Here is a 23,337-nt window from a genome sequence, read left to right on the forward strand (position 1 = left end):
CACCTCAGAATGACCAAGACCAACACCCCCAAGCCGGCCCGCGCGCGCAAATCCGGCCGCCGCAGCCCACTTGCCAGTGTCGCGCTGATCGCCATCGGACTGCTCTTCACCGGCGGTGCGTATGCGCTGTTCAGTACGAGCACCGCGAGTGCCCAGACGGATGCATCGTCTCAGCAGACCATCGGAGAAGGCAAGAAGCTCTTCGCCAGCAACTGCGCAACCTGCCACGGACTCTCCGCCGCCGGCACCGGATCCGGACCCAGCCTCATCGGCGTCGGCGCGGCATCCGTGGACTTCCAGGTCGGCACCGGCCGGATGCCCATGCAGATGGATGGTCCGCAGGCCGAGAAGAAGGCCGTCGTGTTCACCGAGGAACAGATTGCCTCCCTCGCCGCCTACGTCGCCTCCCTCGCCCCCGGTCCCGCCGTCCCCGACGCCCGGTACCTCGACGCGCAGGGCGACTCGGCAAACGGCGCCGAGCTGTTCCGCATCAACTGCGCGATGTGCCACAACGTCGCCGGCGCCGGCGGAGCCCTCACCCAGGGTAAGTTCGCACCCGCTCTCGACGGTGTCTCGGCACAGCACATCTACGAGGCCATGATCACGGGACCGCAGAGCATGCCGGTCTTCAACGACATGAACATCTCGCCGGAGAGCAAGCGCGACATCATCACGTACCTCAAGTACCTGGAGAACAACCCCTCCCCTGGCGGCTACGCACTCGGCTCACTCGGACCGGTTTCCGAGGGCCTCTTCCTCTGGATCTTCGGCCTCGGCGCGATCGTCGGTCTCACGGTGTGGATCACCGCAAAATCGAACTGACCCGCATCCGAAGAGGGCGCGGAATCAGAAGAATGCAGCAGACACAACTGCATATGACACAACTGCACGACACACAGCAGACGAAGGAGCACAATGGCCACGGACGATAACAGCGGGAAGGACCTCACCGCTGCTGACTCCGGCACCGGGCACGACCCCGCGAAGGCCGGCACAGCCGTCGTCGTGCGGGACGCAGTTGACAACCCCGGATTCCCGCCGCACCGCCCCCGCGTCACCGACCTGAACCCGAGCGCCGAACGTCGTGCCGAGCGCACGGTCTACACGCTCTTCTACCTGTCGATCGTCGGCAGCGTCTTCGCGATCGCCGCGTACATGGCGTTCCCGATCGTGGAGACCGACCCGGGTTCCGTCCGGCTGAACAACCTCTTCATCGGCCTCGGCCTGGCACTCGCGCTCCTGGCGATCGGCATCGGCGCCGTGCACTGGGGCAAGGCACTGATGAGCGACCACGAAGGCATCGACATCCGCCACCCCGTTCGCGGGTCGGATGAGACCAGGGCCAGGGCCGTCGAGATCTTCGCCGAAGCCAACGAGGAGTCCGGGATCGGACGCCGCAGCCTCATCCGCAACAGCCTCATCGGCGCGCTCATCGCCTTCCCCCTTCCCGCGGTCGTTCTCTTCCGCGGCCTGGGTCCGATGAACGAGAACCCGTCAGCGCTGCTCGAGCACACGATGTGGACGAAGGGGACCCGGCTGGCGATCGACCCGACCGGCACCCCGATCAAGGCATCCGACGTCACCCTCGGCTCCGCGTTCCACGTCATCCCGGAGGGTCTCCAGGACCTCCCGAGCGGTCGTCTGGAAGAAAAGGCCAAGGCGGCCGTGCTGCTGATGCGCCTCAAGCCCGAGGACCTCAACGAACTCCCCGAGCGTGCAGGCTGGTCGTACGACGGCATCGTCGCATATTCCAAGATCTGCACCCATGTCGGCTGCCCTGTCGCCCTCTACGAACAGCAGACCCACCATCTGCTCTGCCCGTGCCACCAGTCACAGTTCGACGTGTCGAACCACTGCGAGGTCATCTTCGGGCCGGCCAAGCGGCCGCTCCCCCAGCTGCCCATCGCCGTAGACTCCGAGGGCTACCTCATTGCGCAGAGCGATTTCACTGAACCCGTCGGACCGAGTTTCTGGGAGCGGCATTGAGTATCACGAAAACGACCACAGGCGTGGTCGAAACGACGAAGACCAGCGGCGGCTTCACGGGCGCGGCGGCGAACTATATCGACGAGCGCACGAGCATCTCCACCGCGGTGAAGGAACTCGGCCGGAAGATCTTCCCCGATCACTGGTCCTTCCTCCTCGGTGAGGTTGCCCTGTACAGCTTTGTCATCATCCTGCTGTCCGGAACGTTCCTGACGTTCTTCTTCAGCGCCTCGATGGCACCCGTCCACTATGAGGGCTCCTACGTGCCGCTCAAGGGCGTCGAGATGTCGGCGGCGATGTCCTCGTCGCTCAACATCTCCTTTGACATCCGCGGCGGACTCCTGATGCGCCAGGTACACCACTGGGCGGCCCTGCTGTTCGTGGCGTCCATCGGCCTGCACATGCTGCGGATCTACTTCACGGGTGCATTCCGCAAGCCCCGCGAACTGAACTGGGTCATCGGCTTCATCCTCTTCATCCTCGCGATGGCCGAGGGCTTCACCGGCTACTCGCTCCCCGATGACCTGCTGTCCGGCAACGGCCTGCGCATCATCGATGGAATGGTCAAGGGCATCCCGCTGATCGGCACCTGGATCTCGTTCCTGCTCTTCGGTGGCGAGTTCCCCGGCGAGGCGATCGTGGGGCGGCTGTACTCGCTCCACATCCTGTTGCTGCCCGCGATCATCATCGCCCTGATCGCGATGCACCTGCTCTTCGTCGTCGTGCACAAGCACACCCAGTACCCCGGCGCCGGGCGCACGAACAAGAACGTCGTCGGCTACCCGGTCCTCCCGGTGTACGCCGCCAAGGCCGGCGGATTCTTCTTCATCGTCTTCGGTGTCGTGATGCTGATGGCGTCGTTGTTCACGATCAACCCGATCTGGAACTACGGCCCGTACGATCCTTCTCCGGTGTCCGCCGGTACCCAGCCGGACTGGTACATCGGTTTTGCCGACGGGGCGCTGCGCCTGATTCCGCCGGGGCTCGAGTTCGTCTGGCTCGACCGCACCTGGTCGTTCAACATCCTGATTCCTCTGGTCAGCCTCGGACTCTTCATCCTCGTCGTGCTGATCTATCCCTTCATCGAGGCCTGGGTGACCGGCGATAAGCGCGAGCACCACATCCTCGACCGCCCGCGCAACGCCCCGACGCGCACGGCAATCGGCGCCGCCGGCGTGACGTTCTACGCCGCCCTGTGGTCGACCGCTTCCTCGGACATCATCGCCACGCACTTCCACGTGACGATGGAGGGTGTCATCCACGCCTGCCAGTTCGCCACGATCGTCGGACCGTTCATCGCGTTCTTCGTCGCCAAGCGGGTCTGCCTTGCGCTCCAGAAGAAGGATCGCGAGATCGTCCTGCACGGCTACGAATCCGGCCGGATCGTGCGTCTGCCCGGTGGTGAGTACATCGAGGTGCACCAGCCCGTCGACGAGTACGAGCGCTGGAAGCTCGTGAGCTACTCGGACTACAAGCCGCTGATGATCCGCCCGAACGACCAGGGCAAGATCACGACGGGACAGCGCCTGCGTGGCGGACTCTCCCGCTGGTTCTTCGAGGACCGGATCGTACCGGTCACGACGACGGAGCTCGAGCAGAGCCACGGAGACCACCACTAACCAGCGGTCGTTCCACCCCCACCACAACACAACATGAACAGATCGGGCATCGATGTCCCTCCAGACCCTGTCGGAGTGGCTTCGGTGCCCGAACTGTTTGTCGCCGCTCACGCCGGCAGGCGGCCTCGTGCTGCGCTGCACTGCGGGGCACTCGTTCGATGCCAACCGGCGCGGCTACGTGTCGCTCCTGGGCGGGCGCAGCCATGTGGTCGGTGACAACGCCGCGATGCTCGACGCGCGCACGGCCTTCCTCGAAGCAGGCTGGTACGACGACCTCCGCACGGCCCTCACCACCCTCGTCGCGGCGGAGGACCCGACCCGAGTCCTCGATATCGGTTGCGGCACGGGCTTCTACCTCCGCGGCGTGACCGACGCGTGCCCCGAGGCCGCGGCTCTGGGCATGGATCTCTCCCCCGTCGCCGTCGCCCGCACCGTGGCCGGCTCGCGACAGGGACACGCTGCCGTCGCAGACGTCAGCCTCCCCGAGCCGGCACAGGCTGTGCACGTCGCGCAGGTGGACGGGCTCGTCGCCGACGTCTGGGCCGACCTTCCGGTCCGGACCGGCGTCGCCGATGTTCTCCTGAACGTCTTCGCTCCCCGAAATCCCGCGGAGTTCCATCGCGTGCTCCGCGACGACGGTCTCCTCGCGGTCGTCGTGCCCCACGACGACCATCTGCGTGAGCTGCGGGATGCGGGCCTGGCCCTCGACATCCCACCGAACAAGGCCGAAGACCTGCGCGTGGCCCTGGAGCCCTGGTTCGCCCTCGAGACCCTGATCGGGGTCTCCGGCCGTCACCGGCTCGGAGCGGGCGACGTGGCCGCTGTGATCGGCATGGGCCCGTCGGCACACCACACGGGCACGGAGACGATCGCGGACCGCTGGCCGGAGACCCGTCCCGTCACCTTCTCCTTCGACGTCCTCGGCTTCCGCCGCCGCGCTGTCCCCCTTCTCCCCCGTTAACGCGAAAGCGGGTGAATCGTCGTTCTCAGGAACTGAGACCGACGATTCACCCGCTTTCGCGAACCAGGATGCTTAGCGCGCGAAGTTACCGCGGTAGTACTCGTATACCCAGCCGATGAGGCAGATCACACCGACACCGACAGCGATGATCGAGATCCAGAACCCGACCGCGAGGCCGAGGAACAGCAACGCCGCACTCGCAGCGAGGAGGATGGGCCACCAGCTCCACGGGCTGAAGAAGCCGACCTCCGGGTCGCCGTCGTCGACGTTGGCGTCGAGGCGGTCTTCCGGCAGCTCCCCGCCCTGGGCGCCGTGCACCCGGGAGAGGTAGAACGCGACGAAGCTCACGAACACCGAGCTCAGCGCCAGGGCGAAGGTGCCCGCCCATTCGATGCTGTGCTGGTGCGGGTCGACGAGGCCCCAGATGATGTACGCGACCGTCACAAGGGCGAAGAAGCCCGCGAGCAGCCAGAGCAGGTTGGTGTTTGCCCTCATTTATTTGACCTCGTTCGTTCCGGCGTCGTAGACGGGTGCATCGGGCGCATCCTTGCCCGGTCCGATTCCGACCGGCATCGCGACCTCGGGGTGGTTGAGGTCGAATGCAGGGCGCTCCGAGCGGATGCGCGGAATCGACGTGAAGTTGTGCCTGGGCGGCGGGCACGACGTGGCCCACTCGAGCGATGCGCCGAAGCCCCACGGGTCGTTGACGGTCACCCTCGGCGCCTTGCGGGCCGTGATGTAGACGTTCAGGAAGAACGGGATCATCGAGACGGCGAGGATCATCGAGCCGATCGTCGACAGCTGGTTCATCCAGGTGAAGCCGTCCTCCGGAGAGTACGAGGCGTAGCGGCGCGGCATACCGACGACACCGAGCCAGTGCTGCACGAGGAAGGTCGTGTGGAAACCGATGAACAGGATCCAGAAGTGCCACTTGCCGAGGCTCTCGTTGAGCATCTTGCCCGTCCACTTCGGCCACCAGAAGTAGAAGCCGCTGAACATGGCGAACACGACGGTGCCGAAGATGACGTAGTGGAAGTGCGCCACGACGAAGTAGGTGTCCGAGACGTGGAAGTCGAGCGGCGGCGAGGCCAGGATGACTCCGGTGAGCCCGCCGAAGGTGAACGTCACGAGGAAGCCGAGCGCCCACAGCATCGGTGTTTCGAAGGTCAGCGACCCTCGCCACATCGTGCCGATCCAGTTGAAGATCTTCACACCCGTCGGAACGGCGATGAGCATCGTCATGAGCGAGAAGAACGGCAGCAGCACCGAACCGGTCACATACATGTGGTGTGCCCAGACCGCGACCGACAGGGCGGCGATCGAGATGGTCGCGTAGATGAGCGTCTTGTAGCCGAAGATCGGCTTACGACTGAAGACCGGGAACACCTCGGAGACGATGCCGAAGAACGGCAGCGCGATGATGTACACCTCGGGGTGGCCGAAGAACCAGAACAGGTGCTGCCAGAGGATGGCACCGCCGTTGGCCGGGTCGTAGATATGCGAGAGGAAGATGCGGTCGGAGGCCGCTGCGAGCAGTGCTGCGGCGAGCACGGGGAACGCCATCAGGACCAGCAGCGACGTGACGAGCGTGTTCCAGGTGAAGATCGGCATCCGGAACATGGTCATGCCCGGGGCGCGCATGGTGATGATCGTCGTGATGAAGTTGACCGCGCCGAGGATGGTGCCGAACCCGGACAGTCCCAGGCCGACCATCCACAGGTTTCCGCCGACGCCGGGCGAGAACGTCGTGCTCGCGAGCGGTTGGTAGGCGAACCAGCCGAAGGATGCTGCTCCCTGCGGGGTCAGGAACCCGCCGACGGCGATGAGGCTGCCGAAGAAGAAGGCCCAGAACGAGAAGGCGTTGAGGCGGGGGAAGGCAACGTCGGGGGCACCGATCTGAAGCGGCATCAGCGAGTTCGCGAAGCCGAAGAACAGCGGCGTCGCGAACATCAGCAGCATGATCGTGCCGTGCATCGTGAAGAGCTGGTTGTACTGCTCCTTCGTCTGCACGACTTCGAGTCCGGGCTCGAAGAGCTGTGCGCGGATGACGAGCGCCATCACGCCGGCGAGGCAGAAGTAGACGAACGACGTGATGAGGTACATGTACCCGATCACCTTGTGGTCGGTGGAGGTGATCCAGCGAACGAGGACGTTGCCCTTGCGCTCGACGCCCGTGGGACGACGGTCAGCGGTCGGGGCGGCCGGCGTCGCAGCTGCTGCGGGTGCGGTTGTGGTCATGGCCTACTTGCCTTCCTCTACCGCCGGGGCGGATGTGCCCGGAAGATTCTGGTTGCGGTTGTACCCGTTGTCGAGCTGGCCCGTGTTCCCGGCCGCCTTGAGCGAGGCCGTGTACGCCTCGTAGTCGGCCTCGGACACGACCTTGACGTTGAAGAGCATGAGCGAGTGGTATTCACCGCACAGCTCGGCGCACTTGCCGGAATACGTGCCGATCCGCTCGGGGATGACCGACATGTAGTTGGTCTTGCCCGGGATCATGTCCTTCTTGTAGAGGAAGTCGATGACCCAGAAGGAGTGGATGACGTCGCGGGACTCGAGCGCGAGTTCGACCTTCTTGCCGACGGGGAGGACGAGGGTGGGCAGCTCGGATTCGACGAGGGAGCCCTTGGGGCCGTCGAGGTTCGGCTGGCCCTGGATCCCGGCGGAGTAGACGTCTTCGTTGACGTAGTTGAAGTCCCAGGCCCACTGCTTGCCGATGACCTCGATCTTGACGTCCGGCGAGTCGAAGCGAGCCTCGATGGCCGCCTGGTCCCGCGCGGTGAACGCGAAGAAGCCGATGACGAGGATGAGCGGAACGATCGTGTAGAAGATCTCGATCGGCATGTTGTACCGCAGCTGGACCGGGAGTCCGGTCTGGCCCTTGCGGCGCCGGTAGACGACCACGGCCCAGATCGTGAGGCCCCAGGTGATCAGCCCGACGATCAGGAGCACGATCCAGGATGTCGTCCAGAGTCCGGCGACACGGTCGGTCTGGTTCGTCACCGCCGGTTCGCCCTCGACGAAGCCGGGCAGGAAGCCGTGGAGCTGGGCTTGGGTGCACCCCGCTAGAACAATGACCAACGACGCTGCGATCGGAATTGCAGCCCATCGGAGACGGTGGTTTTTGCGCACCAGTAACCTTTCGGGGAGTCTCGACATCACTTCATCGGAAGTGCCTCTGTGTGAATGACAGCCTACTGCTCGGGATGGGCTCCGGGGTGCAGCGCAGGCGCTGATCCGGTAACGAATACACCCCGAGGTGCCAGGCGGCTCGCCCGGCACCGTCCGTGATTCCCTAGCTGAACGAATCCCCGCAGGCGCAACTGCCGCCGGCATTGGGGTTGTCGATGGTGAAGCCCTGCTTCTGGATGGTGTCCTCGAAGTCGATGGATGCCCCGTCCAGGTACGGAACGCTCATCTTGTCGACGACGACCTCGACCCCGTCGAAATCGACGAGAGCGTCACCGTCGAGCACGCGCTCGTCGAAGTAGAGCTGGTAGATGAGGCCGGAGCAGCCGCCGGGCTGGACGGCGACGCGGAGGCGCAGGTCCTCGCGGCCTTCCTGGGCGAGCAGGCTTCGTACCTTCAGTGCTGCGGCCTCGCTCAGGCCCACTCCGTGGGCGGCGGTGCTGGTTGTGATGGTGTCGGTCATGACGCTCCTTGCGCTGTGCTCGAATTCTGACAGATTCTACCTGCAGCAACGGTGAGTCCGCCGCAGTAATTCCCGCCTCGCGGATGCTGACCCAGGCGGGTGCTGACCCAGGCGGATGCTCTCACCGCGCGGGAGCGGCCGGAGTGCCGGTGCGGCGGTTGAGCCGGTCGAGCAGGAAGGCCTCGGCGAGGACCGCCCGTTTGAACACGCCCAGGTGCAGGGACTCGTTGGGGCTGTGCGCGCGGGAGTCCGGGTCTTCGACCCCGGTGACGAGGATCTGGGCCTCCGGGAACACCCGGACGAGATCCGAGATGAACGGGATGGAGCCGCCGATGCCGACGTTGACCGGGGGCTTGCCCCAGGCATCCGTCATCGCCCCGAGCGCGAGCGGTACCGCCCAGCCGCTGTCGTCGACGAGGAACGCCTCTCCGGTGTCGACGTCGTCGATCTCGATGCTCGCCCCGTAGGGGACGTGGGCGCGCAGGTGCGCCTCGAGGGCCTGGAACGCCTCCGCGGCGGGCTGGCCGGGAGCGATCCGGGTACTCAACCGCACGCTCACGACCGGCGACAGCGTGTTCGAGGCGTTCGCAACGCTCGGGGCGTCGATGCCCGTGATGGTGATGGCGGGCTGGGACCAGAGCCGGCTGAGCAGCGGACCGTGGCCGATGGGCGTCGCACCGTCGAGGAGACCGGTCTCCAGGCGCAGCTGTTCCTCGGTGTATTCGGGAGCAGGGACGTCCCTGCTCGTGAGACCGTCGACGGCAACGGAGCCGTCTTCGGCGTAGAGGCTCGCGAGGAGGCGCACGGTCGCCATCATGGCGTCCGGCACCGCTCCCCCGTACATGCCGGAGTGGGACGCGTGGTCGAGGGTGCGCACGGTCAGGCGGAACGTCACGTTGCCGCGCAGGGCGACCGTGAGGGCGGGGGTGTCCACATCCCAGTTGTTCGAGTCGGCGACGACGATGACGTCGGCACGGAGCGACTCGCGGTTGTCTTCGAGGAAGGCTGCGAACGAACGACTGCCGAATTCCTCTTCACCCTCGATGAACACGGCGATTCCGAGGTCGAAGTCGGGGCCGGCCGTCTCGGCCAGTGCCCGGATCGATGCGACGTGTGCCATCACGCCGGCTTTGTCGTCCGCCGCGCCTCTGCCGTAGAGGCGGTCTCCGCGAACGGTCGGCTCGAACGGGGTGGATTCCCAGTCGATGTCCTGGCCGGGGGGCTGCACGTCGTGGTGCGCATACAGCAGCACGGTCGGGCGGCCGTTGCGGGCCGGCCGGTGCGCGAGGACGGCAGGCTGGCCCAGTTCCGCGGTGCCGGGGATTCCCGAGCGGGTCACGACGACCTCGTCGAAGACGTCGAGTCCACGCACGAGGGCGGCGACGGCCTCAGCGCTTTCCGCCACCCTGGCCGGATCGAACGCGTCCCAGGACACGGACGGGATGCGCACGAGGGCGCACAGGTCTGCGATGGTCGCGGGGAGGGCGGCCTCGACTGCGGCGCGCACAGGGGCGTCCGCGTTCGCGGCTTCGGGTGCAGTATCTCGAGTAACGGTCATCAGGTAATCTTAAGCCAACTAATTGCAAGGAACTGATGTGGCCAAGCCAGTGAACCCAGACGCACAACCGCCGATTGAATCGATCGACGAGACGAGGGCGCGCCTCGCCGCCGCCCACCCCGCCGGCCACCCGGAAGGGAAGGGCCAGCCGACGCCGAGTCGTAAGGAGCAGGAGGCCGCCAACCGGCGCCCCCTCGTGCCGGACGACCGCAAGCTCGCCGCGCGTCAGGCGCGTGCGAAGTCCGCGGAGACCCGCGACAGGGCCAGGATCGGAATGGCCGCCGGTGAGGACAAGTTCCTCCCCGTTCGCGAACGCGGTCCGCAGAAGCGCTACGTGCGCGACTACGTGGACGCCCGCGTCAACATCGGCGAGTTCATGATCCCGGTGATGTTCCTCGTCATCCTGCTCACCTTCTTCCCCGACCGGAATGTGCAGACCTACGGGATCCTCGCTCTCTGGGCCTTCTTCCTGATCGCCGTCGTGGACTGCACGATTCTCGGTTTCACCCTCACCCGTAAGGTGAAGGCGAAGTTCGGCGATGCCAAGGCGGAGCGCGTGCGCTGGTACGCGGCCATGCGCGCCCTCCAGCTGCGGGCGATGCGCCTTCCGAAGCCTCAGGTCAAGCGCGGGCAGTACCCCGCCTGAGCCTCGATCGGCTGGTCTCAGGCCCGTTCCCCTCTGGGGTGCGGGCCTGAAGTCTTTTCCCCGCGGATGCCGCGGTCAGGCGCCGAAGGCGCCGTCGCGGATCACGGGGACGCGCAGTTCCTCGTCCGTGAGCGAACCGTGCTGGCCGATCATCGACCGGGCAGACTGGTTCGGCTCGCGGGAGTCGTAGTAGGCGACGGCCTTTCGTGCGGCGACGATCACGTCACCGATCCTGGGCAGCACCTCGTCGTCGACGGTCCCGAACAGTCCGGCCGTGACGGCCTCCGCCCGCGTGAAGATCCAGGCGCGGTCGCCCTCGACCTCGCGCCAGGTCTCGGCCAGCGCGGTCGCGGCCTCTGCCTCGGAGTCCCCGGGGGTCTCGTCGAGGTACAGGTAGACGCAGCGCGGGTCTCCCCCGATGTGCCGCACCGGCGCGACGAGTTCCGGAACACTGTCGAAGAGCACGTGTTTCGTGGCGGGCACGTCGAGGACGCCGTGGTCTGCGGTGACGATGAGCCCCTCGTCCCGGCGCAACCCGGAAGCGAAGCGCCCGGCGGCGGAGTCGAGGGCCTCGAGGGCTGCGAGCCACTTCGCGGATTCCCAGCCGTGCGCGTGTGCGGCGACGTCGAGTTCCGGCACGTACAGGTAGACGAGGGCGCGCGGCTCGGTGTCGAGCAGGGCGCGGGCCGCCGCGAACCGATCGGAGATGCTCTCCGCCGGCACGTAGAGCGCACCGCGGAGGGACGCGAGGGTGAATCCGGAGTGGGCGTAGCGCTTGGGGCCGATGGTGAAACTCGGCACACCGTCGGCGGCGGCGCGCTCGAAGACGGTACGCGACCTCTGCCAGGTCTCCGGCGGCATCCCGTCGTCCCAGCCGCTCAGCTGGTTGACGACCCTGTCGTTGGCGGTGTCGAGCGCCCGGTAGCCGACGAGCCCGTGCCGACCCGGTTCGACCCCGGTGGTCAGGGTCGTGATCGCGGCAGCGGTCGTCGCAGGGAAGACGGTGTCGACGACGCCGGCCCTCGTCAGTTTCGACGTGAGGTAGCGGGCATGGCCGGCCCGTGCCCGCAGTGAGCTGACGCCGAGGCCGTCGACGAGCACGACGACGGCCTTGGCGACGACCGCGAGGGCGAGCGCATTCTCCCGGCCGAGGACCGCAGCGTGGCAACTTGACAGGACGTCGGCAAGGCGCAGCGCACTGAATTGGCGGGCCGGTAGCATGGGGGGCATTGGGTCAAGTCTGTCACGGACCGGGCCCTGCACTGGCGCGCAGCCTGCGTGCCCACCCGAACGTGCCGCTGGTCCTGCCACCGGAGCACCCCGAGCAGAATTCACGAATGAGCCGCACACCCGTTACCCCGCCCGCAGCCTTCACCGAACGCATCGAGGACGTCGATGTCTCCACGGAGATGCAGGGATCGTTCCTGGAGTACGCGTACTCGGTGATCTATTCCCGCGCCCTCCCCGATGCGAGGGACGGTCTCAAGCCCGTGCAGCGGCGGATTCTGTACCAGATGGCCGAGATGGGCCTGCGGCCGGACAAGGGCCACGTGAAGTCCGCACGCGTCGTCGGCGAGGTGATGGGGAAGCTGCACCCGCACGGCGACACCGCCATCTACGACGCGCTCGTGCGGATGGCCCAAGCCTTCACCCTCAGGGTGCCCCTCATCGACGGCCACGGCAACTTCGGGTCGCTCGACGACGGCCCCGCCGCACCGCGGTACACCGAGGCACGCCTCGCCGCCCCCGCGCTCGCGATGACGGAGAACCTCGACGAGGACGTCGTCGACTTCGTCCCGAACTACGACAACCAGCTGACCCAGCCGGACGTGCTCCCCGCCGCGTACCCGAACCTGCTCGTCAACGGGGCGGCGGGCATCGCCGTCGGCATGGCGACGAACATGGCGCCGCACAACCTCATCGAGGTCGTGGGCGCGGCCAGGCATCTGCTCGCCCACCCCGACGCGACGCTCGACGAGCTGATGGAGTACGTGCCGGGTCCCGACCTGCCGACCGGCGGCACGATCGTCGGCCTCGCCGGGATCAAGGACGCCTACCTCACCGGCCGTGGCAGTTTCAAGACCCGCGCCAAGGTCAGCGTCGAGGCCATCACGGCCCGGAAATCGGGCCTCGTCGTCACCGAGCTTCCGTATCTCGTCGGCCCGGAGCGGGTCATCGAAAAGATCAAGGACGGCGTCACCTCCAAGAAGCTCAGCGGCATCTCCGACGTCACGGACCTCACGGACCGCACCCACGGCCTGCGGCTCGTGATCGGCATCAAGACCGGCTTCAGTCCCCTCGCAGTCCTCGAGCAGCTCTACCGGTACACCCCCCTCGAGGATTCCTTCAACATCAACGCGGTCGCCCTCGTCGACGGCGGACCGCAGACCCTGGGCCTGCGCGAACTCCTGTCGGTCTATGTCGGCCACCGGATCGAGGTCGTCACCCGGCGCAGCGCCTACCGTCTGGCCAGGCGCACGGAGCGCCTGCACCTCGTGGAGGGCCTCCTCGTCGCCATCGTCGACATCGACGAAGTCATCCAGGTGATCCGCACGAGCGACGACACCGAGCAGGCCCGCACCCGCCTGATCGACGTCTTCGAGCTGAGCCAGATCCAGGCCGAGTACATCCTCGAACTCCGGCTGCGCCGCCTCACCCGCTTCTCCCAGATCGAACTCGAGGCAGAGCGCGACCAGCTCCTCGCCGAGATCGCCGCCCTCGAAAAACTCCTCGGGAGCAAGCAGGCTATCCGCACCCTCGTCTCCGACGAGCTCGCCGCCGTCGCGGAGAAGTTCGGCACCCCGCGCCGCACCCTCCTCACCGAGGCCAAGCCGAGCATCGCCGGCGCCGTCGCCAAGCGCAACGCCCCGGCGCTCGAACTCACCGACACACCCACCCGGGTCTACCTGAGTGCGACCGGCCGCATCGCCAGGGTCGACCTCGCGGCCATCGAGCCCGCCGGTGACATCCCCTTCGATCTCGATCCCCTCCCGGCGGACGACGCCGTGACCGAGACCGGGGATGCGGCATCCGCGCCCCGGACCAGGACCGTGCCCGCCCAGCGCCGCAGCAAGCACGACGCCGTGCTCTCCACCCTGGACACGACGAGCCGTGCCGAGGTCGGCGCCGTCACGAGCCACGGCAGGCTGATCCGGTTCACGCCGGTCGACCTGCCCGTGATGCCTCCCACGTCGATCCAACTCGGGGCCGGCGTGCGTGTGGCCGACTACCTCGGCCTGACCGACAGGTCCGAAACCGTGCTCGCACTCGTGTCCCTCGAGTCGGACCGCTCCATCGCGCTCGGAACGAAGTTCGGCACGGTCAAGCGCGTCGTCCCGGGCGACTGGGCCAACCGGCCGGACTTCGAGATCATCCAGCTCAAGCCGAAGGACGCCGTCGTCGGTGCCGTGCAGGGTGCGGAAGACGACGAACTCATCTTCGTCACGTCCGACGCCCAGCTCCTGCGCTTCCCGGCATCGTCGGTGCGGCCGCAGGGCCGGCTGGCCGGCGGCATGGCCGGCATCAAGCTCGCAGCGGATGCCCGGGCCCTGTTCTTCACGAGCCTCGCGCCCGTTGAAGCGGAGGCCGCCGTCGTCGTCACCGTCGCGGCATCCAGCCACACCCTCGCCGGAACGGACCCCGGCAGTGCCAAGGTCTCCGACTTCACCGAATTCCCCGCCAAGGGCCGGGCGACGTCCGGGGTGCGCGCCCATCGGTTCCTCAAGGGGGAAGACGCCATCGCCGTCGCCTGGGTGGGTCCAACGCCCGCCCGCGCGGTCGGTCCGGACGGAGCCCCGCGCACCCTCCCGGAGACCGGGGCCAGACGTGACGCCTCAGGCACGATGCTCGAGGCCCTGGTCGGCACGATCGGCTCCCGGATCGCCTGAACGGCCCGCACACCCCGCTACAGTGTCGGAATGACTACACTTCCCGGCTCGGTCATTCTGGTCGTCGGCGCAACCGGCGGCATCGGTCGCGAAATCGCTCGGCAGCTCTCCGCGGCCGGCGCGACACTCGTCCTGGCCGGACGTGACGCGGCCAGGCTCGAAGCCCTCGGGATCCCTGGCAGCATCGTCACGGGCGACCTCACCGACGCCGCGGCGGTCGACGCGCTGGTCGCGCGCGCGGTCCAGTCCTCCGGAGGACTCGACGGGGTCGTCAACGCGGCCGGTGTCGTCGCCTTCGGACCGGCTCGTACGCTCCCGGACGACGCCCTCGAGAAGCTCTTCGCCGTGAACGCCCTCGCGCCGATCCGGCTGCTCCGCGCCGCGACGGACAGCCTCACGGCATCCGCCGCTGCAGGCCGGGAGCCGTTCTTCCTGACGATCAGCGGCGTCGTGAGCGAGAGCCCGACCGCAGGCCTCGCGGCGTACTCGGCGTCCAAGGCCGCCCTCGCCGCATTCGGCCAGGCCGCGGGGCGCGAACTCCGGCGCAGCGGCATCCGCCTGATCGACGCCCGCCCCGGGCATACCGAAACGGGCCTCGCCGACCGTCCGATCTCCGGCGTCGCGCCGAGCTTCCCTGCCGGTCTGCAGCCAGGGGACGTCGCCGCGCGGATCGTCGCCGCCCTCGCCGCCGGGGAGCGCGACCTGCCCAGTTCCGCCTTCGCCCCACCGGTCTGATCCCGACAGCGCGGAGCTCTCTAGATCGTCGACCAGCCGCCGTCGGACATCAGGACGGCGCCGTTGACGTTGGGCGAGTCCTCGCTCAGCAGCCAGCAAATCGAGGCGGCGAGATCCTCCGGCTCCGCGGGCGCCGGAATGGTCGTCTGCATGATGGGTCCCAGGCGTTCCGCCGCCCACGCCGAGAGGAACGGAGCCTCGATGTTGGTCTTGACCGCGCCGGGGGCGACCGCGTTGCAGCGCACTCCCTTCGGCCCGTAGAACAGGGCGGTGCTCTTGGTCAGCCCGATCACGGCATGCTTGGACGCGCTGTACGTCGTGCCGGACGCCCCGGCTCGGATCCCCGCCTCGCTCGCGATGTTCACGATCCGGCCGAAACCGGCCGAGACCATGCCGGGCAGCACGGCGCGCATCAGCCGCATCTGCGAGGTCACGTTGACCCGGAAGACCCGTTCCCAGACCTCGTCCGTGATCTCCGCGGTCGGCAGGAACGCATCCATGATCCCGGCATTGTTGACCAGCCCGTCGACAGTCGGCCCAGCGGCGAGGACGAGTGCGTCGACATCGGCCTGCAGGCTCACGTCGCCGGCAACCCCGACGAGCCGCTCGCTGCCGTTCTCGAGCTGCATCGCCGCGAGCCGCTCGGCGGAGATGTCCGCGGCGATGACGCGGGCCCCCTCGCCGAGGAGCCGGAGCGCCGTCGCCTTCCCGATGCCGCTGCCCGCCCCGGTCACGATGATGGTCCGGCCGGTGAATCGTGCCTGCTGGAACGGTGCCTGTTCCGCCTGAGTGCTCATCTCGACTGCCCTCCGCCTGTGCCGGCGCCAGTGCCGGCAGTGTGCGGTGACCATATCACCGTGAACAGGCTCTACACGTCGATGCGGTCCCTGCTGAGCTTGTCGGAGCTGTCGATGATGAATTCCTTGCGCGGGGCGACATCGTTGCCCATCAGGAGTTCGAAGACCTTCCCGGCCTGCTCGGCGTCGGCGACCCGCACCCGGCGCAACATCCGGTGCGATCGCTCCATCGTCGTCGTCGCCAGCTGGTCCGCGTCCATCTCGCCGAGCCCCTTGTACCGCTGGATCGGATCCTGGTAACGCTTGCCGCTCTTCTTCAGGCCCGCGAGCACGCTGTGCAGCTCGGGCTCCGAGTAGGTGTAGATGGTCTCGTTGGGCTTCGACCCCGGATTCATCACGACCACTCTGTGCAGCGGTGGCACGGCGGCGAACACCCGCCCCTCGGTGATCATCGGGCGCATGTACCGGAAGAACAGCGTCAGCAGCAGGGTGCGGATGTGCGCGCCGTCGACGTCGGCATCGCTCATGATGATGACCTTGCCGTAGCGTGCCGCGGAGAGATCGAAGCTCCGGCCGGAGCCGGCGCCGATCACCTGGATGATCGAGGCGCACTCGAGGTTGGAGAGCATGTCGGCGACGGATGCCTTCTGCACGTTCAGGATCTTGCCCCGGATGGGCAGAAGGGCCTGGTGCTCGCTGTCCCGCGCGAGCTTGGCGGTGCCGAGCGCCGAATCGCCCTCGACGATGAACAGCTCGCTGTTGAGCACGTCGTTGCTGCGGCAGTCGACGAGCTTGGCGGGCAGCGAGGAGCTTTCCAGGGCGTTCTTCCGCCGTTGCGTCTCCTTGTGGGCGCGCGCGGAAATGCGCGACTTCATCTCGGCGACGATCTTGTCGAGCAGTACGGCCGCCTGGGCCTTGTCGTCGCGCCGGGTGGACACGAAGCGTTCGTTCATCGCCTGGGCGACGACGTTCGCGACGATCGCGCGTACGGCGGGGGTCCCGAGAACTTCCTTGGTCTGTCCTTCGAACTGCGGCTCGGGCAGGCGCACGGTGAGGACGGCGGTGAGCCCCGCCATCACGTCGTCCTTCTCGAGCTTGTCCGAGCCCATCTTGAGCCTGCGTGCGTTGAGCTCGACCTGGGCCCTGAGGAACTTGATCAGGCCGGCGTCGAATCCGGCCTGGTGGGTGCCGCCCTTGGGCGTCGCGATGATGTTGACGAAGCTGCGCACGATCGTGTCGTAGCCGGTCCCCCAGCGGAGAGCGATATCGACGGCGCAGTCCCTGACCAGCTCGGTAGGAACCATGGCGCCCGTGGGCATCAGCACCGGAACGGTCTCGGTGAAAGTACCCTGGCCGGTGAGGCGCCAGGTGTCCGTGATGGCGGCATCCGTGGAGAGGTGCTCGACGAACTCGGAGATGCCGCCCTCGAACCGGAACACCTCGACAACGGGCTCATCGCCACGGCGGTCGTCGATCGACAGGGCGAGCCCCGGCACGAGGAACGCCGTCTGCCTGGCCCGCTCGAGCAGTTCCTCGGTCTGGAAGGTCGCGCCCTTGGTGAAGATCTGACGGTCGGCCCAATAGCGGATGCGGGTTCCCGTGACACCGCGACGGACCTTGCCGACCACACGGAGTTCGCTCTGGTGCTCGAAGGGCGTGAAGGGGGCGTCGGGGCTCTTCTCCCCCGTGTCGGCGAACATCCCGGGTTCACCGCGGTGGAACGACATCGCCCAGGTCTTGCCGTCCCTGTCGACCTCGACGTCGAGGCGCTCGGACAGTGCGTTGACGACGGATGCGCCGACTCCGTGCAGTCCGCCGGACGCCGCGTATGAACCGCCGCCGAACTTGCCGCCGGCGTGCAGCTTGGTGAAGACGACCTCGACGCCGGTCAGCCCCGTTTTCGGTTCGATGTCGACGGGGATGCCGCGGGCGGTGTCGCTCACCTCGACGCTCGCGTCCGGGTGCAGCACGATGTCGATCCCGGCACCGAATCCGCCGAGCGCCTCGTCGACGGAGTTGTCGATGATCTCCCAGAGGCAGTGCATCAACCCCCGGGAGTCTGTCGAGCCGATGTACATGCCAGGGCGCTTGCGCACGGCCTCGAGGCCTTCGAGGACCGAGAGGTGGCGGGCGGAATAGTCAGAAGAACTCACCATCCCAAGAATACTGGGCCCGGACCGGGGACTACGCTCATGTGCATGAACACGGTCATCGCGTCGTCCCCGAACACCCGCTGAGGCCCACCGGTGCAGGATATCGAAACCGTCACGCTGGTCCTGATCGCGGTGCACGTCGTCGTCGGCTTCACGGCGACCGTGCTGGTGTCGGCGAACCGGTCCCCGTCGAGCGCGATCGCCTGGGTGCTCACGATCGTCTTCATCCCGTACCTCGGAGCGATTGCCTTCCTGCTCGTGGGATTCGGGCGGCTCCCCGCGCGCAGGAGGGAGAAACAACGCGCGGTCAACGAGCTGATCCTGTCCCGAACGGAGGGCTTCCACCAGGTCAGCCACCGCGACCAGTGGCCGCCGTGGCTGCCGTCCGCGGTGCGGCTGAACCTCAACCTGGGTGCGCTCCCCATGGTCGGCGGCAACCGGGCCGAACTGCTGCCGGACTACGACGGATCCCTTGCGGCCATGACGGCGGCCGTCGACACCGCGACGGAGTACGTGCACGTCCAGTTCTACATCCTCGTGCTCGACAGTGTCACGGAGCCGTTCTTCGACGCGCTGCGCCGCGCCATCGCCCGCGGGGTCGCCGTCCGGGTGCTCTCCGACCATCTGTCGGGGTTCCTCCTGCCGCGGCGGGCGGAGACGCTCGCCGCCCTGACGGAGATGGGCGCAGAATGGCACGCAATGCTCCCGCTCCGGCCGTTGCGCGGGCAGTGGCAGCGTCCCGACCTGCGCAACCACCGCAAGCTCGTCGTCGTCGACGGCCGGATCGGGTTCACCGGTTCGCAGAACCTGATCGACCCGACCTACCTGAAGAAGAAGAACCTCGCACGAGGCCTGCGCTGGCACGAGCTGATGGTGCGACTCGACGGGCCGGTCGTGCGCGAGCTCGACGCGGTGTTCGTCACCGACTGGTACAGCGAGACGGATGCCCTGCTTCCGCTCGACACGACGCCGGTCGTCGTTGACTCCCGGGTGGAGAACGTGGACGCGCAGGTCGTTCCGAGCGGGCCGAGCTTCGAGAACGACAACAACCTCAAGCTGTATGCCCTGCTGATCCACAAGGCCGAAAGCCGGGTGAGCATCACGAGCCCGTACTTCGTGCCGGAGGAGTCCACACTCCTCGCGATCCTGACCGCGGCGTCCCGCGGCGTCGACGTCGAACTGTTCGTCTCGGCCATCGGAGACCAGGCCCTCGTCTACCACGCCCAGCGGTCGTACTACGAGGCACTGCTGCGGGCCGGCGTCGCCATCTACCTGTACCGCGCACCGACGGTGCTGCACGCCAAGCACTTCACGATCGACGATGACATCGCCGTGATCGGGTCGAGCAACATGGACATCCGCTCGTTCTCCCTCAACATGGAGATTTCCGTGCTCGTCCACGGACGGGACTTCACCGACCGGATGCGGCTCGTCGAGGACGACTACCGGGCGAACAGCGTCAGGCTCGACCTGGCCGACTGGCTCGCCCGGCCGGTCATTCAGAAAATCGGGGACAGCCTGGCGAGGCTCACCTCGTCCCTGCAGTGAACAATCCGCTACGCGGTAAGCGAAATGTAACCGAATCGACTCCTTATCGGGCGTCGGCCGTGTTTGTATAGGACCAAGTTCAATTGGTATCGCTTGGTATCAGTCTGGAGGAGGAAAATAATGTCCCAGATCGCAGCACATGGTGCCATCGACAACCAGAGCGCCACTCACCAGCTCACGGCCGCCGACAGGTGTGACGCGTGTGGCGCGCAGGCGTACATCCGCGTCAGCGTCAACAACAGCGAACTGATGTTCTGCGCCCACCACGGTCGCAAGCACCAGGAGAAGCTCTCCGCCATCGCGGACAGCTGGCACGACGAGTCCAGCCGGCTCCTCGAAGACCAGCGTTCGTAGCACGGAGAAGTACGACCCGGAAACGGCGTCGACGCGACTGAGGTCGCGGCGGCGCCGTTTTTCTGGTCCGCGCGCCGGTCAGGCGTCTGCGGCGAGGCTGAGGGACGAGACGACGACGGCGGTCGCGGCGTCCGCGATCGCGTCGACGGCTGCCGCGCGCTCCGAACGCACGTACACGCCACCCGCCCTCGTGACGGCCGCCGACAGGATGTGGTCGGCAAGACCGGGGTTCCTGGCGAGGACCGGACCGTGCAGGTGCGTGCCGAGGAAACTCCCCATTCGGAGTCCCTCCGTCTTGGCCCCGTTGCCCACTCCGGTGAGCACCCGGCCGAGAGTGGATGCCTCCGCGCCGACGTAGCCGCGGGCGTGGTTCTCGAAGCCCACGAGTCTGCCGAACCCGGATTCGACGACGAGGTCGTCCGTCGCGCGCTCGGCCAGCGGGACGGCACGACCCGCGACGAGGCCCAGACCGTCGACGACACTGCCGTCAGCGAGCTCGACACCCCAGCTCAGCAGTTCCCAGCCGGTTCCGACCGCGAGCACGGGGACACCGGCCGTCGTCCAGCCGCGCAACGCATTGACGAGAGGCGCGAGGAGATCACGGGCGGCGACGAGGTCGGAGTCGTTTCCGGAACCGATCACGATCGCGTCGACCCGGCTCGGGAGATCGTCGAGGGAGCTGACCGGCACGATGGTCGCCTCGAAGCCGGCCCAGCGGGCGCGCTGTGCGAGCACGCGGGCGTTGGCCGCGTCCCCGTTGGTGTCGAGGAGTTCGGGAAGGACGGACAGGATCGTGAGTGCGCGCATGGCTCAACCCTCCCGGTTCGAGGCGAGGCCGAGGTGAGCGCGGGTACGCCTCATCGAGTCCGCCGAGAAGATGATTGTCTTGATACCGTGCTCCGGATCGGGCAGCGCCAGGAAGTCTTCGAGCGCGCGGCCGAGGTCCGGTTCGATCCGGTCGACCACCACCCCGTCGTACGCGAGCTGCAACGCGATGTCGTGGGCCTTCGAACCGGACGCGATGAGGACCCGGCCTAGGCCGGACGTGTCCACCGGCCAGAAATACGAGGGATCGCGGACGTCGGACCCGATCGCGACCAGGACCTGGTCGAGGCCGGGCTCGAGGCTGTCGACGTTGAGCTGGAAGCTCGCCGGGTTCTGCACGAGCACGAACTCGACGCGGTGGCCGCGGACGGTGACGATCTCCCCCCTGCCGAATACGGGCGGAATCGTGGAGACCGCGGCGCACGCCGTCGCCGCGTCGAAGCGGTCGCCGAGGGCCGCACGCGCCGCCGCGATGGCCGTGAGGGCGTCCACGGCGTAGTGCACGCCGCGCGCAGGCAGGTCGAGGTCGAAGCTCGCGCCGCCGATGAGCACCGAGGCCGAGCGCCCGGAGACGGTCGTGAGCAGGATGCCGTCGGCCGGCGGCATCCGCTCGGACGCCGTCACGCTGTAGCCGAGGCCGCGCGGGTTCTGCGCGAGAATCTCGGCGGTCACGCCGTAACGGGCGACGGCGGCCGGGCCGTCGAGGTGGTCGGCGAGCCCGGTGAGAGACGCGTCGTCCGCGTTGATCACGACGGTTCCGCTCGCTCGGTTCGCGATCCTGGCCAGCATCGCCACGACCATGTCCGAGTCGTGGAAACGGTCGATCTGGTCGACCATGACGTTCGTCAGGGCGACGACGCGCGGATTCAGCGTCGCCGAAATGAGGGCGCCGTGGCCTTCATCCATCTCGAGAACGGCCATGTCGCCGCGGATCCTGCCGGACAGGCTGACCTCTTCGAGCAGGGCGGAGGTCAGGCCCTGGCTGATGTTCGCGGTCGACTGGTTCGTGAACACCGCGACGCCGTGTGCGCGGAGCGCCGCGACGAGCATCTTGGTGGTCGTGGACTTGCCGCTCGACCCGGACACGATCACGAGTCCGTCGGGAAAGCCGTTCAGGACGCTGGACAGGAACCCGGGGGCCAACCTGTTGACGACGAGCCCGGGAACGGCGGATCCCCCGCCCGGCTTTCGCCAGCGCGCGAGGACCCGCACGATTCGTCCGACCAGGATCACCGGTGCATAGCGCACGGGATTCTATTCGAGGTAGTCGCGTAGTGACTGCGACCGCGACGGGTGACGCAGCTTGGCCATCGTCTTGGATTCGATCTGGCGGATGCGCTCGCGCGTCACTCCGAAGGTGTCGCCGATCTGGTCCAGGGTCTTCGGCATGCCGTCGCCCAGGCCGAAGCGCATTCGGATCACGCCGGCCTCGCGCTCGGAGAGCGAGTCGAGCAGGCTCTCGAGCTGCTTCTGCAGCATCGTGAATCCCACGGCGTCGGCGGGGACGACGGCCTCGGTGTCCTCGATGAGGTCACCGAATTCGCTGTCGCCGTCTTCGCCGAGCGGGGTGTGCAGGGAGATCGGTTCGCGGCCGTACTTCTGCACCTCGACGACCTTTTCCGGCGTCATGTCGAGTTCGCGGCTGAGCTCTTCCGGCGTGGGTTCGCGGCCGAGGTCCTGGAGCATCTGGCGCTGCACGCGTGCGAGCTTGTTGATGACCTCGACCATGTGCACGGGAATGCGGATGGTGCGGGCCTGGTCGGCCATGGCGCGCGTGATCGCCTGGCGGATCCACCAGGTGGCGTAGGTGGAGAACTTGAAGCCCTTGGTGTAGTCGAACTTCTCCACGGCGCGGATGAGGCCGAGGTTGCCTTCCTGGATCAGGTCGAGGAACTGCATTCCACGACCCGTGTAGCGCTTGGCGAGCGAGACGACGAGGCGCAGGTTCGCACCGAGCAGGTGGCTCTTGGCCCGCGCGCCGTCCTTGGCGACCCAGAGAAGTTCGCGCCCGAGCGCACTCTTCTTCTCGGCGTCGGTCATCTGGGACATCTTGTCCTCTGCGAACAACCCGGCCTCGATGCGCATCGCGAGCTCGACCTCTTCGGCCGCGTTCAGCAGGGCGACCTTACCGATCTGCTTCAGGTAGTCCTTGACCGGGTCGGCGGTGGCGCCGGTGATGGCGCTCGAGTAGACGGGGACCTCGTCCTCGTCGTCGACGAGGGACAGGACGAGTGCGCCGCTCGGGAGCGGCTCGGTCGGCGTCTTCTTACCGTGGTCGTCATCGTTGTGGTCGTCTTCGACCTCGTCGTGACCGTTCAGGTCGTCGTGGTCGTCGGCGCCGGCCTTGGACTTCGCACCGGCCCGCTTGCGCGGCGAACGGTGCTCGTCTTCGTCATCGTCGTCGTCATGGCCTGAGCCGGCAGCGGCGACGGCTGCGGCGTCGGATGCCGCAGCGGCAGCTGCCGCCTTCGCGACGGCAGCCTTGGTGGGGGCACGCTTGATGGCGGGAGCCTTGGCCGCTGCCTTGCGGGCCGGTGCCTTGGCGGGAGTCTTCGTCGCGGCATCCGTCTCGGCAACGGTGGTCTCTTCGGTTGGCTCGGTCTTTGTGCGGGTTGCCAT

Annotated in this window: 20 protein-coding genes; 9 read left to right on the forward strand and 11 right to left on the reverse strand. The window is 67.4% G+C overall.

Features of this window, described 5'->3' with window-relative positions:
- Nucleotides 1-9: 9 nt before the first annotated feature.
- The 4 genes from qcrC to MQH31_RS07965 all read left to right on the forward strand — a co-directional run bounded on the left by qcrC (nt 10) and on the right by MQH31_RS07965 (nt 4,566).
- On the forward strand, nt 10-822 hold the full coding sequence (qcrC, locus tag MQH31_RS07950; protein WP_243011544.1) for a cytochrome bc1 complex diheme cytochrome c subunit: 813 nt from the start codon (nt 10-12) through the stop codon (nt 820-822).
- A gap of 93 nt (nt 823-915) precedes the next feature.
- Complete coding sequence (gene qcrA, locus MQH31_RS07955) at nt 916-1,986, forward strand: cytochrome bc1 complex Rieske iron-sulfur subunit (protein ID WP_243011545.1); 1,071 nt, start codon at nt 916-918, stop codon at nt 1,984-1,986.
- Nucleotides 1,983-3,605, forward strand: a complete 1,623-nt coding sequence (gene qcrB / locus MQH31_RS07960) for a cytochrome bc1 complex cytochrome b subunit (protein ID WP_279238346.1) — start codon at nt 1,983-1,985, stop codon at nt 3,603-3,605. Before qcrA ends, qcrB begins: the two co-directional genes overlap by 4 nt.
- Nucleotides 3,606-3,657: 52 nt before the next feature.
- A complete protein-coding gene (locus tag MQH31_RS07965) occupies nt 3,658-4,566 on the forward strand; it encodes a putative RNA methyltransferase (RefSeq protein WP_243011546.1) in 909 nt (302 codons plus the stop codon).
- A gap of 72 nt (nt 4,567-4,638) precedes the next feature.
- Here the strand turns inward: MQH31_RS07965 and ctaF are convergent, their stop codons facing one another.
- The 5 genes from ctaF to MQH31_RS07990 form a co-directional block, all read right to left on the reverse strand.
- Nucleotides 4,639-5,061 (reverse strand): aa3-type cytochrome oxidase subunit IV, encoded by a 423-nt coding sequence (ctaF, locus tag MQH31_RS07970; RefSeq protein ID WP_134531813.1) that lies wholly within the window; start codon nt 5,059-5,061, stop codon nt 4,639-4,641.
- Nucleotides 5,062-6,804 carry an aa3-type cytochrome oxidase subunit I gene (gene ctaD / locus MQH31_RS07975; RefSeq protein WP_243011547.1) on the reverse strand — a complete coding sequence of 581 codons (1,743 nt, stop codon included), beginning with the start codon at nt 6,802-6,804 and terminating at the stop codon, nt 5,062-5,064. It abuts the gene before it with no gap.
- A gap of 3 nt (nt 6,805-6,807) precedes the next feature.
- Nucleotides 6,808-7,695, reverse strand: coding sequence for an aa3-type cytochrome oxidase subunit II (gene ctaC / locus MQH31_RS07980; protein WP_166792508.1), 888 nt, complete (start codon nt 7,693-7,695; stop codon nt 6,808-6,810).
- A 163-nt stretch (nt 7,696-7,858) separates the two neighbouring features.
- Nucleotides 7,859-8,215: an iron-sulfur cluster insertion protein ErpA gene (gene erpA / locus MQH31_RS07985; RefSeq protein ID WP_134446531.1), complete on the reverse strand. Its 357-nt coding sequence runs from the start codon at nt 8,213-8,215 to the stop codon at nt 7,859-7,861.
- Between the two features lie 121 nt (nt 8,216-8,336).
- Nucleotides 8,337-9,773 (reverse strand): dipeptidase, encoded by a 1,437-nt coding sequence (locus tag MQH31_RS07990; protein WP_134531810.1) that lies wholly within the window; start codon nt 9,771-9,773, stop codon nt 8,337-8,339.
- A gap of 37 nt (nt 9,774-9,810) precedes the next feature.
- On the opposite strand from MQH31_RS07990, the gene MQH31_RS07995 reads away from it, so the two are divergent.
- Nucleotides 9,811-10,419, forward strand: coding sequence for a DUF3043 domain-containing protein (locus MQH31_RS07995; RefSeq protein ID WP_134531809.1), 609 nt, complete (start codon nt 9,811-9,813; stop codon nt 10,417-10,419).
- Between the two features lie 75 nt (nt 10,420-10,494).
- On the opposite strand, the gene MQH31_RS08000 is transcribed toward MQH31_RS07995, so the two are convergent.
- Nucleotides 10,495-11,649, reverse strand: a complete 1,155-nt coding sequence (locus MQH31_RS08000; protein WP_243011548.1) for an alkaline phosphatase family protein — start codon at nt 11,647-11,649, stop codon at nt 10,495-10,497.
- Between the two features lie 107 nt (nt 11,650-11,756).
- Between MQH31_RS08000 and MQH31_RS08005 the strand changes: the two genes are divergently transcribed.
- Both MQH31_RS08005 and MQH31_RS08010 read left to right on the forward strand, forming a co-directional pair.
- Nucleotides 11,757-14,306 carry a DNA gyrase/topoisomerase IV subunit A gene (locus MQH31_RS08005; RefSeq protein ID WP_243011549.1) on the forward strand — a complete coding sequence of 850 codons (2,550 nt, stop codon included), beginning with the start codon at nt 11,757-11,759 and terminating at the stop codon, nt 14,304-14,306.
- Nucleotides 14,307-14,336: 30 nt separating this feature from the next.
- The gene (locus tag MQH31_RS08010) at nt 14,337-15,041 is read left to right on the forward strand and encodes an SDR family NAD(P)-dependent oxidoreductase (RefSeq protein ID WP_243011550.1); all 705 of its coding nucleotides are present in this window, start codon (nt 14,337-14,339) and stop codon (nt 15,039-15,041) included.
- 20 nt (nt 15,042-15,061) lie between these two features.
- Here MQH31_RS08010 and MQH31_RS08015 read toward each other — a convergent pair whose 3' ends face one another.
- Together MQH31_RS08015 and MQH31_RS08020 are read right to left on the reverse strand one after the other, a co-directional pair.
- Nucleotides 15,062-15,838, reverse strand: coding sequence for an SDR family NAD(P)-dependent oxidoreductase (locus MQH31_RS08015; RefSeq protein ID WP_243011551.1), 777 nt, complete (start codon nt 15,836-15,838; stop codon nt 15,062-15,064).
- 71 nt (nt 15,839-15,909) lie between these two features.
- The gene (locus tag MQH31_RS08020; protein WP_243011696.1) at nt 15,910-17,991 is read right to left on the reverse strand and encodes a DNA gyrase/topoisomerase IV subunit B; all 2,082 of its coding nucleotides are present in this window, start codon (nt 17,989-17,991) and stop codon (nt 15,910-15,912) included.
- Nucleotides 17,992-18,084: 93 nt separating this feature from the next.
- On the opposite strand from MQH31_RS08020, the gene cls reads away from it, so the two are divergent.
- Entirely contained in the window at nt 18,085-19,539 is a 1,455-nt protein-coding gene (cls, locus tag MQH31_RS08025; protein WP_243011552.1) for a cardiolipin synthase, read from the forward strand.
- A 120-nt stretch (nt 19,540-19,659) separates the two neighbouring features.
- Nucleotides 19,660-19,893 carry a DUF7455 domain-containing protein gene (locus MQH31_RS08030; protein WP_134531803.1) on the forward strand — a complete coding sequence of 78 codons (234 nt, stop codon included), beginning with the start codon at nt 19,660-19,662 and terminating at the stop codon, nt 19,891-19,893.
- Between the two features lie 78 nt (nt 19,894-19,971).
- On the opposite strand, the gene MQH31_RS08035 is transcribed toward MQH31_RS08030, so the two are convergent.
- From MQH31_RS08035 to MQH31_RS08045, 3 genes are read right to left on the reverse strand one after another with little or no spacing between them, the layout of a single operon-like run.
- Complete coding sequence (locus MQH31_RS08035) at nt 19,972-20,700, reverse strand: type 1 glutamine amidotransferase (RefSeq protein WP_243011553.1); 729 nt, start codon at nt 20,698-20,700, stop codon at nt 19,972-19,974.
- A 3-nt stretch (nt 20,701-20,703) separates the two neighbouring features.
- Nucleotides 20,704-21,966 (reverse strand): MurT ligase domain-containing protein, encoded by a 1,263-nt coding sequence (locus MQH31_RS08040; protein ID WP_243011554.1) that lies wholly within the window; start codon nt 21,964-21,966, stop codon nt 20,704-20,706.
- Between the two features lie 6 nt (nt 21,967-21,972).
- Nucleotides 21,973-23,337, reverse strand: a complete 1,365-nt coding sequence (locus MQH31_RS08045; RefSeq protein ID WP_174775013.1) for an RNA polymerase sigma factor — start codon at nt 23,335-23,337, stop codon at nt 21,973-21,975.

Origin of the sequence: Cryobacterium zhongshanensis (genome assembly GCF_022760445.1) — a bacterium.
GTDB classification, from domain to species: domain Bacteria; phylum Actinomycetota; class Actinomycetes; order Actinomycetales; family Microbacteriaceae; genus Cryobacterium; species Cryobacterium algoricola.

Excerpts from the sequence above, each read along its gene's own strand:
- qcrC (WP_243011544.1), top strand. The coding sequence starts at position 10 with ATGACCAAGACCAACACCCCCAAGCCGGCCCGCGCGCGCAAATCCGGC.
- qcrA (WP_243011545.1), top strand. The coding sequence starts at position 916 with ATGGCCACGGACGATAACAGCGGGAAGGACCTCACCGCTGCTGACTCC.
- MQH31_RS07965 (WP_243011546.1), top strand. The coding sequence starts at position 3,658 with ATGTCCCTCCAGACCCTGTCGGAGTGGCTTCGGTGCCCGAACTGTTTG.
- ctaF (WP_134531813.1), bottom strand. The coding sequence starts at position 5,061 with ATGAGGGCAAACACCAACCTGCTCTGGCTGCTCGCGGGCTTCTTCGCC.
- ctaD (WP_243011547.1), bottom strand. The coding sequence starts at position 6,804 with ATGACCACAACCGCACCCGCAGCAGCTGCGACGCCGGCCGCCCCGACC.
- erpA (WP_134446531.1), bottom strand. The coding sequence starts at position 8,215 with ATGACCGACACCATCACAACCAGCACCGCCGCCCACGGAGTGGGCCTG.
- MQH31_RS07990 (WP_134531810.1), bottom strand. The coding sequence starts at position 9,773 with ATGACCGTTACTCGAGATACTGCACCCGAAGCCGCGAACGCGGACGCC.
- MQH31_RS08000 (WP_243011548.1), bottom strand. The coding sequence starts at position 11,649 with ATGCCCCCCATGCTACCGGCCCGCCAATTCAGTGCGCTGCGCCTTGCC.
- MQH31_RS08005 (WP_243011549.1), top strand. The coding sequence starts at position 11,757 with ATGAGCCGCACACCCGTTACCCCGCCCGCAGCCTTCACCGAACGCATC.
- MQH31_RS08010 (WP_243011550.1), top strand. The coding sequence starts at position 14,337 with ATGACTACACTTCCCGGCTCGGTCATTCTGGTCGTCGGCGCAACCGGC.
- MQH31_RS08015 (WP_243011551.1), bottom strand. The coding sequence starts at position 15,838 with ATGAGCACTCAGGCGGAACAGGCACCGTTCCAGCAGGCACGATTCACC.
- MQH31_RS08030 (WP_134531803.1), top strand. The coding sequence starts at position 19,660 with ATGTCCCAGATCGCAGCACATGGTGCCATCGACAACCAGAGCGCCACT.
- MQH31_RS08035 (WP_243011553.1), bottom strand. The coding sequence starts at position 20,700 with ATGCGCGCACTCACGATCCTGTCCGTCCTTCCCGAACTCCTCGACACC.
- MQH31_RS08045 (WP_174775013.1), bottom strand. The coding sequence starts at position 23,337 with ATGGCAACCCGCACAAAGACCGAGCCAACCGAAGAGACCACCGTTGCC.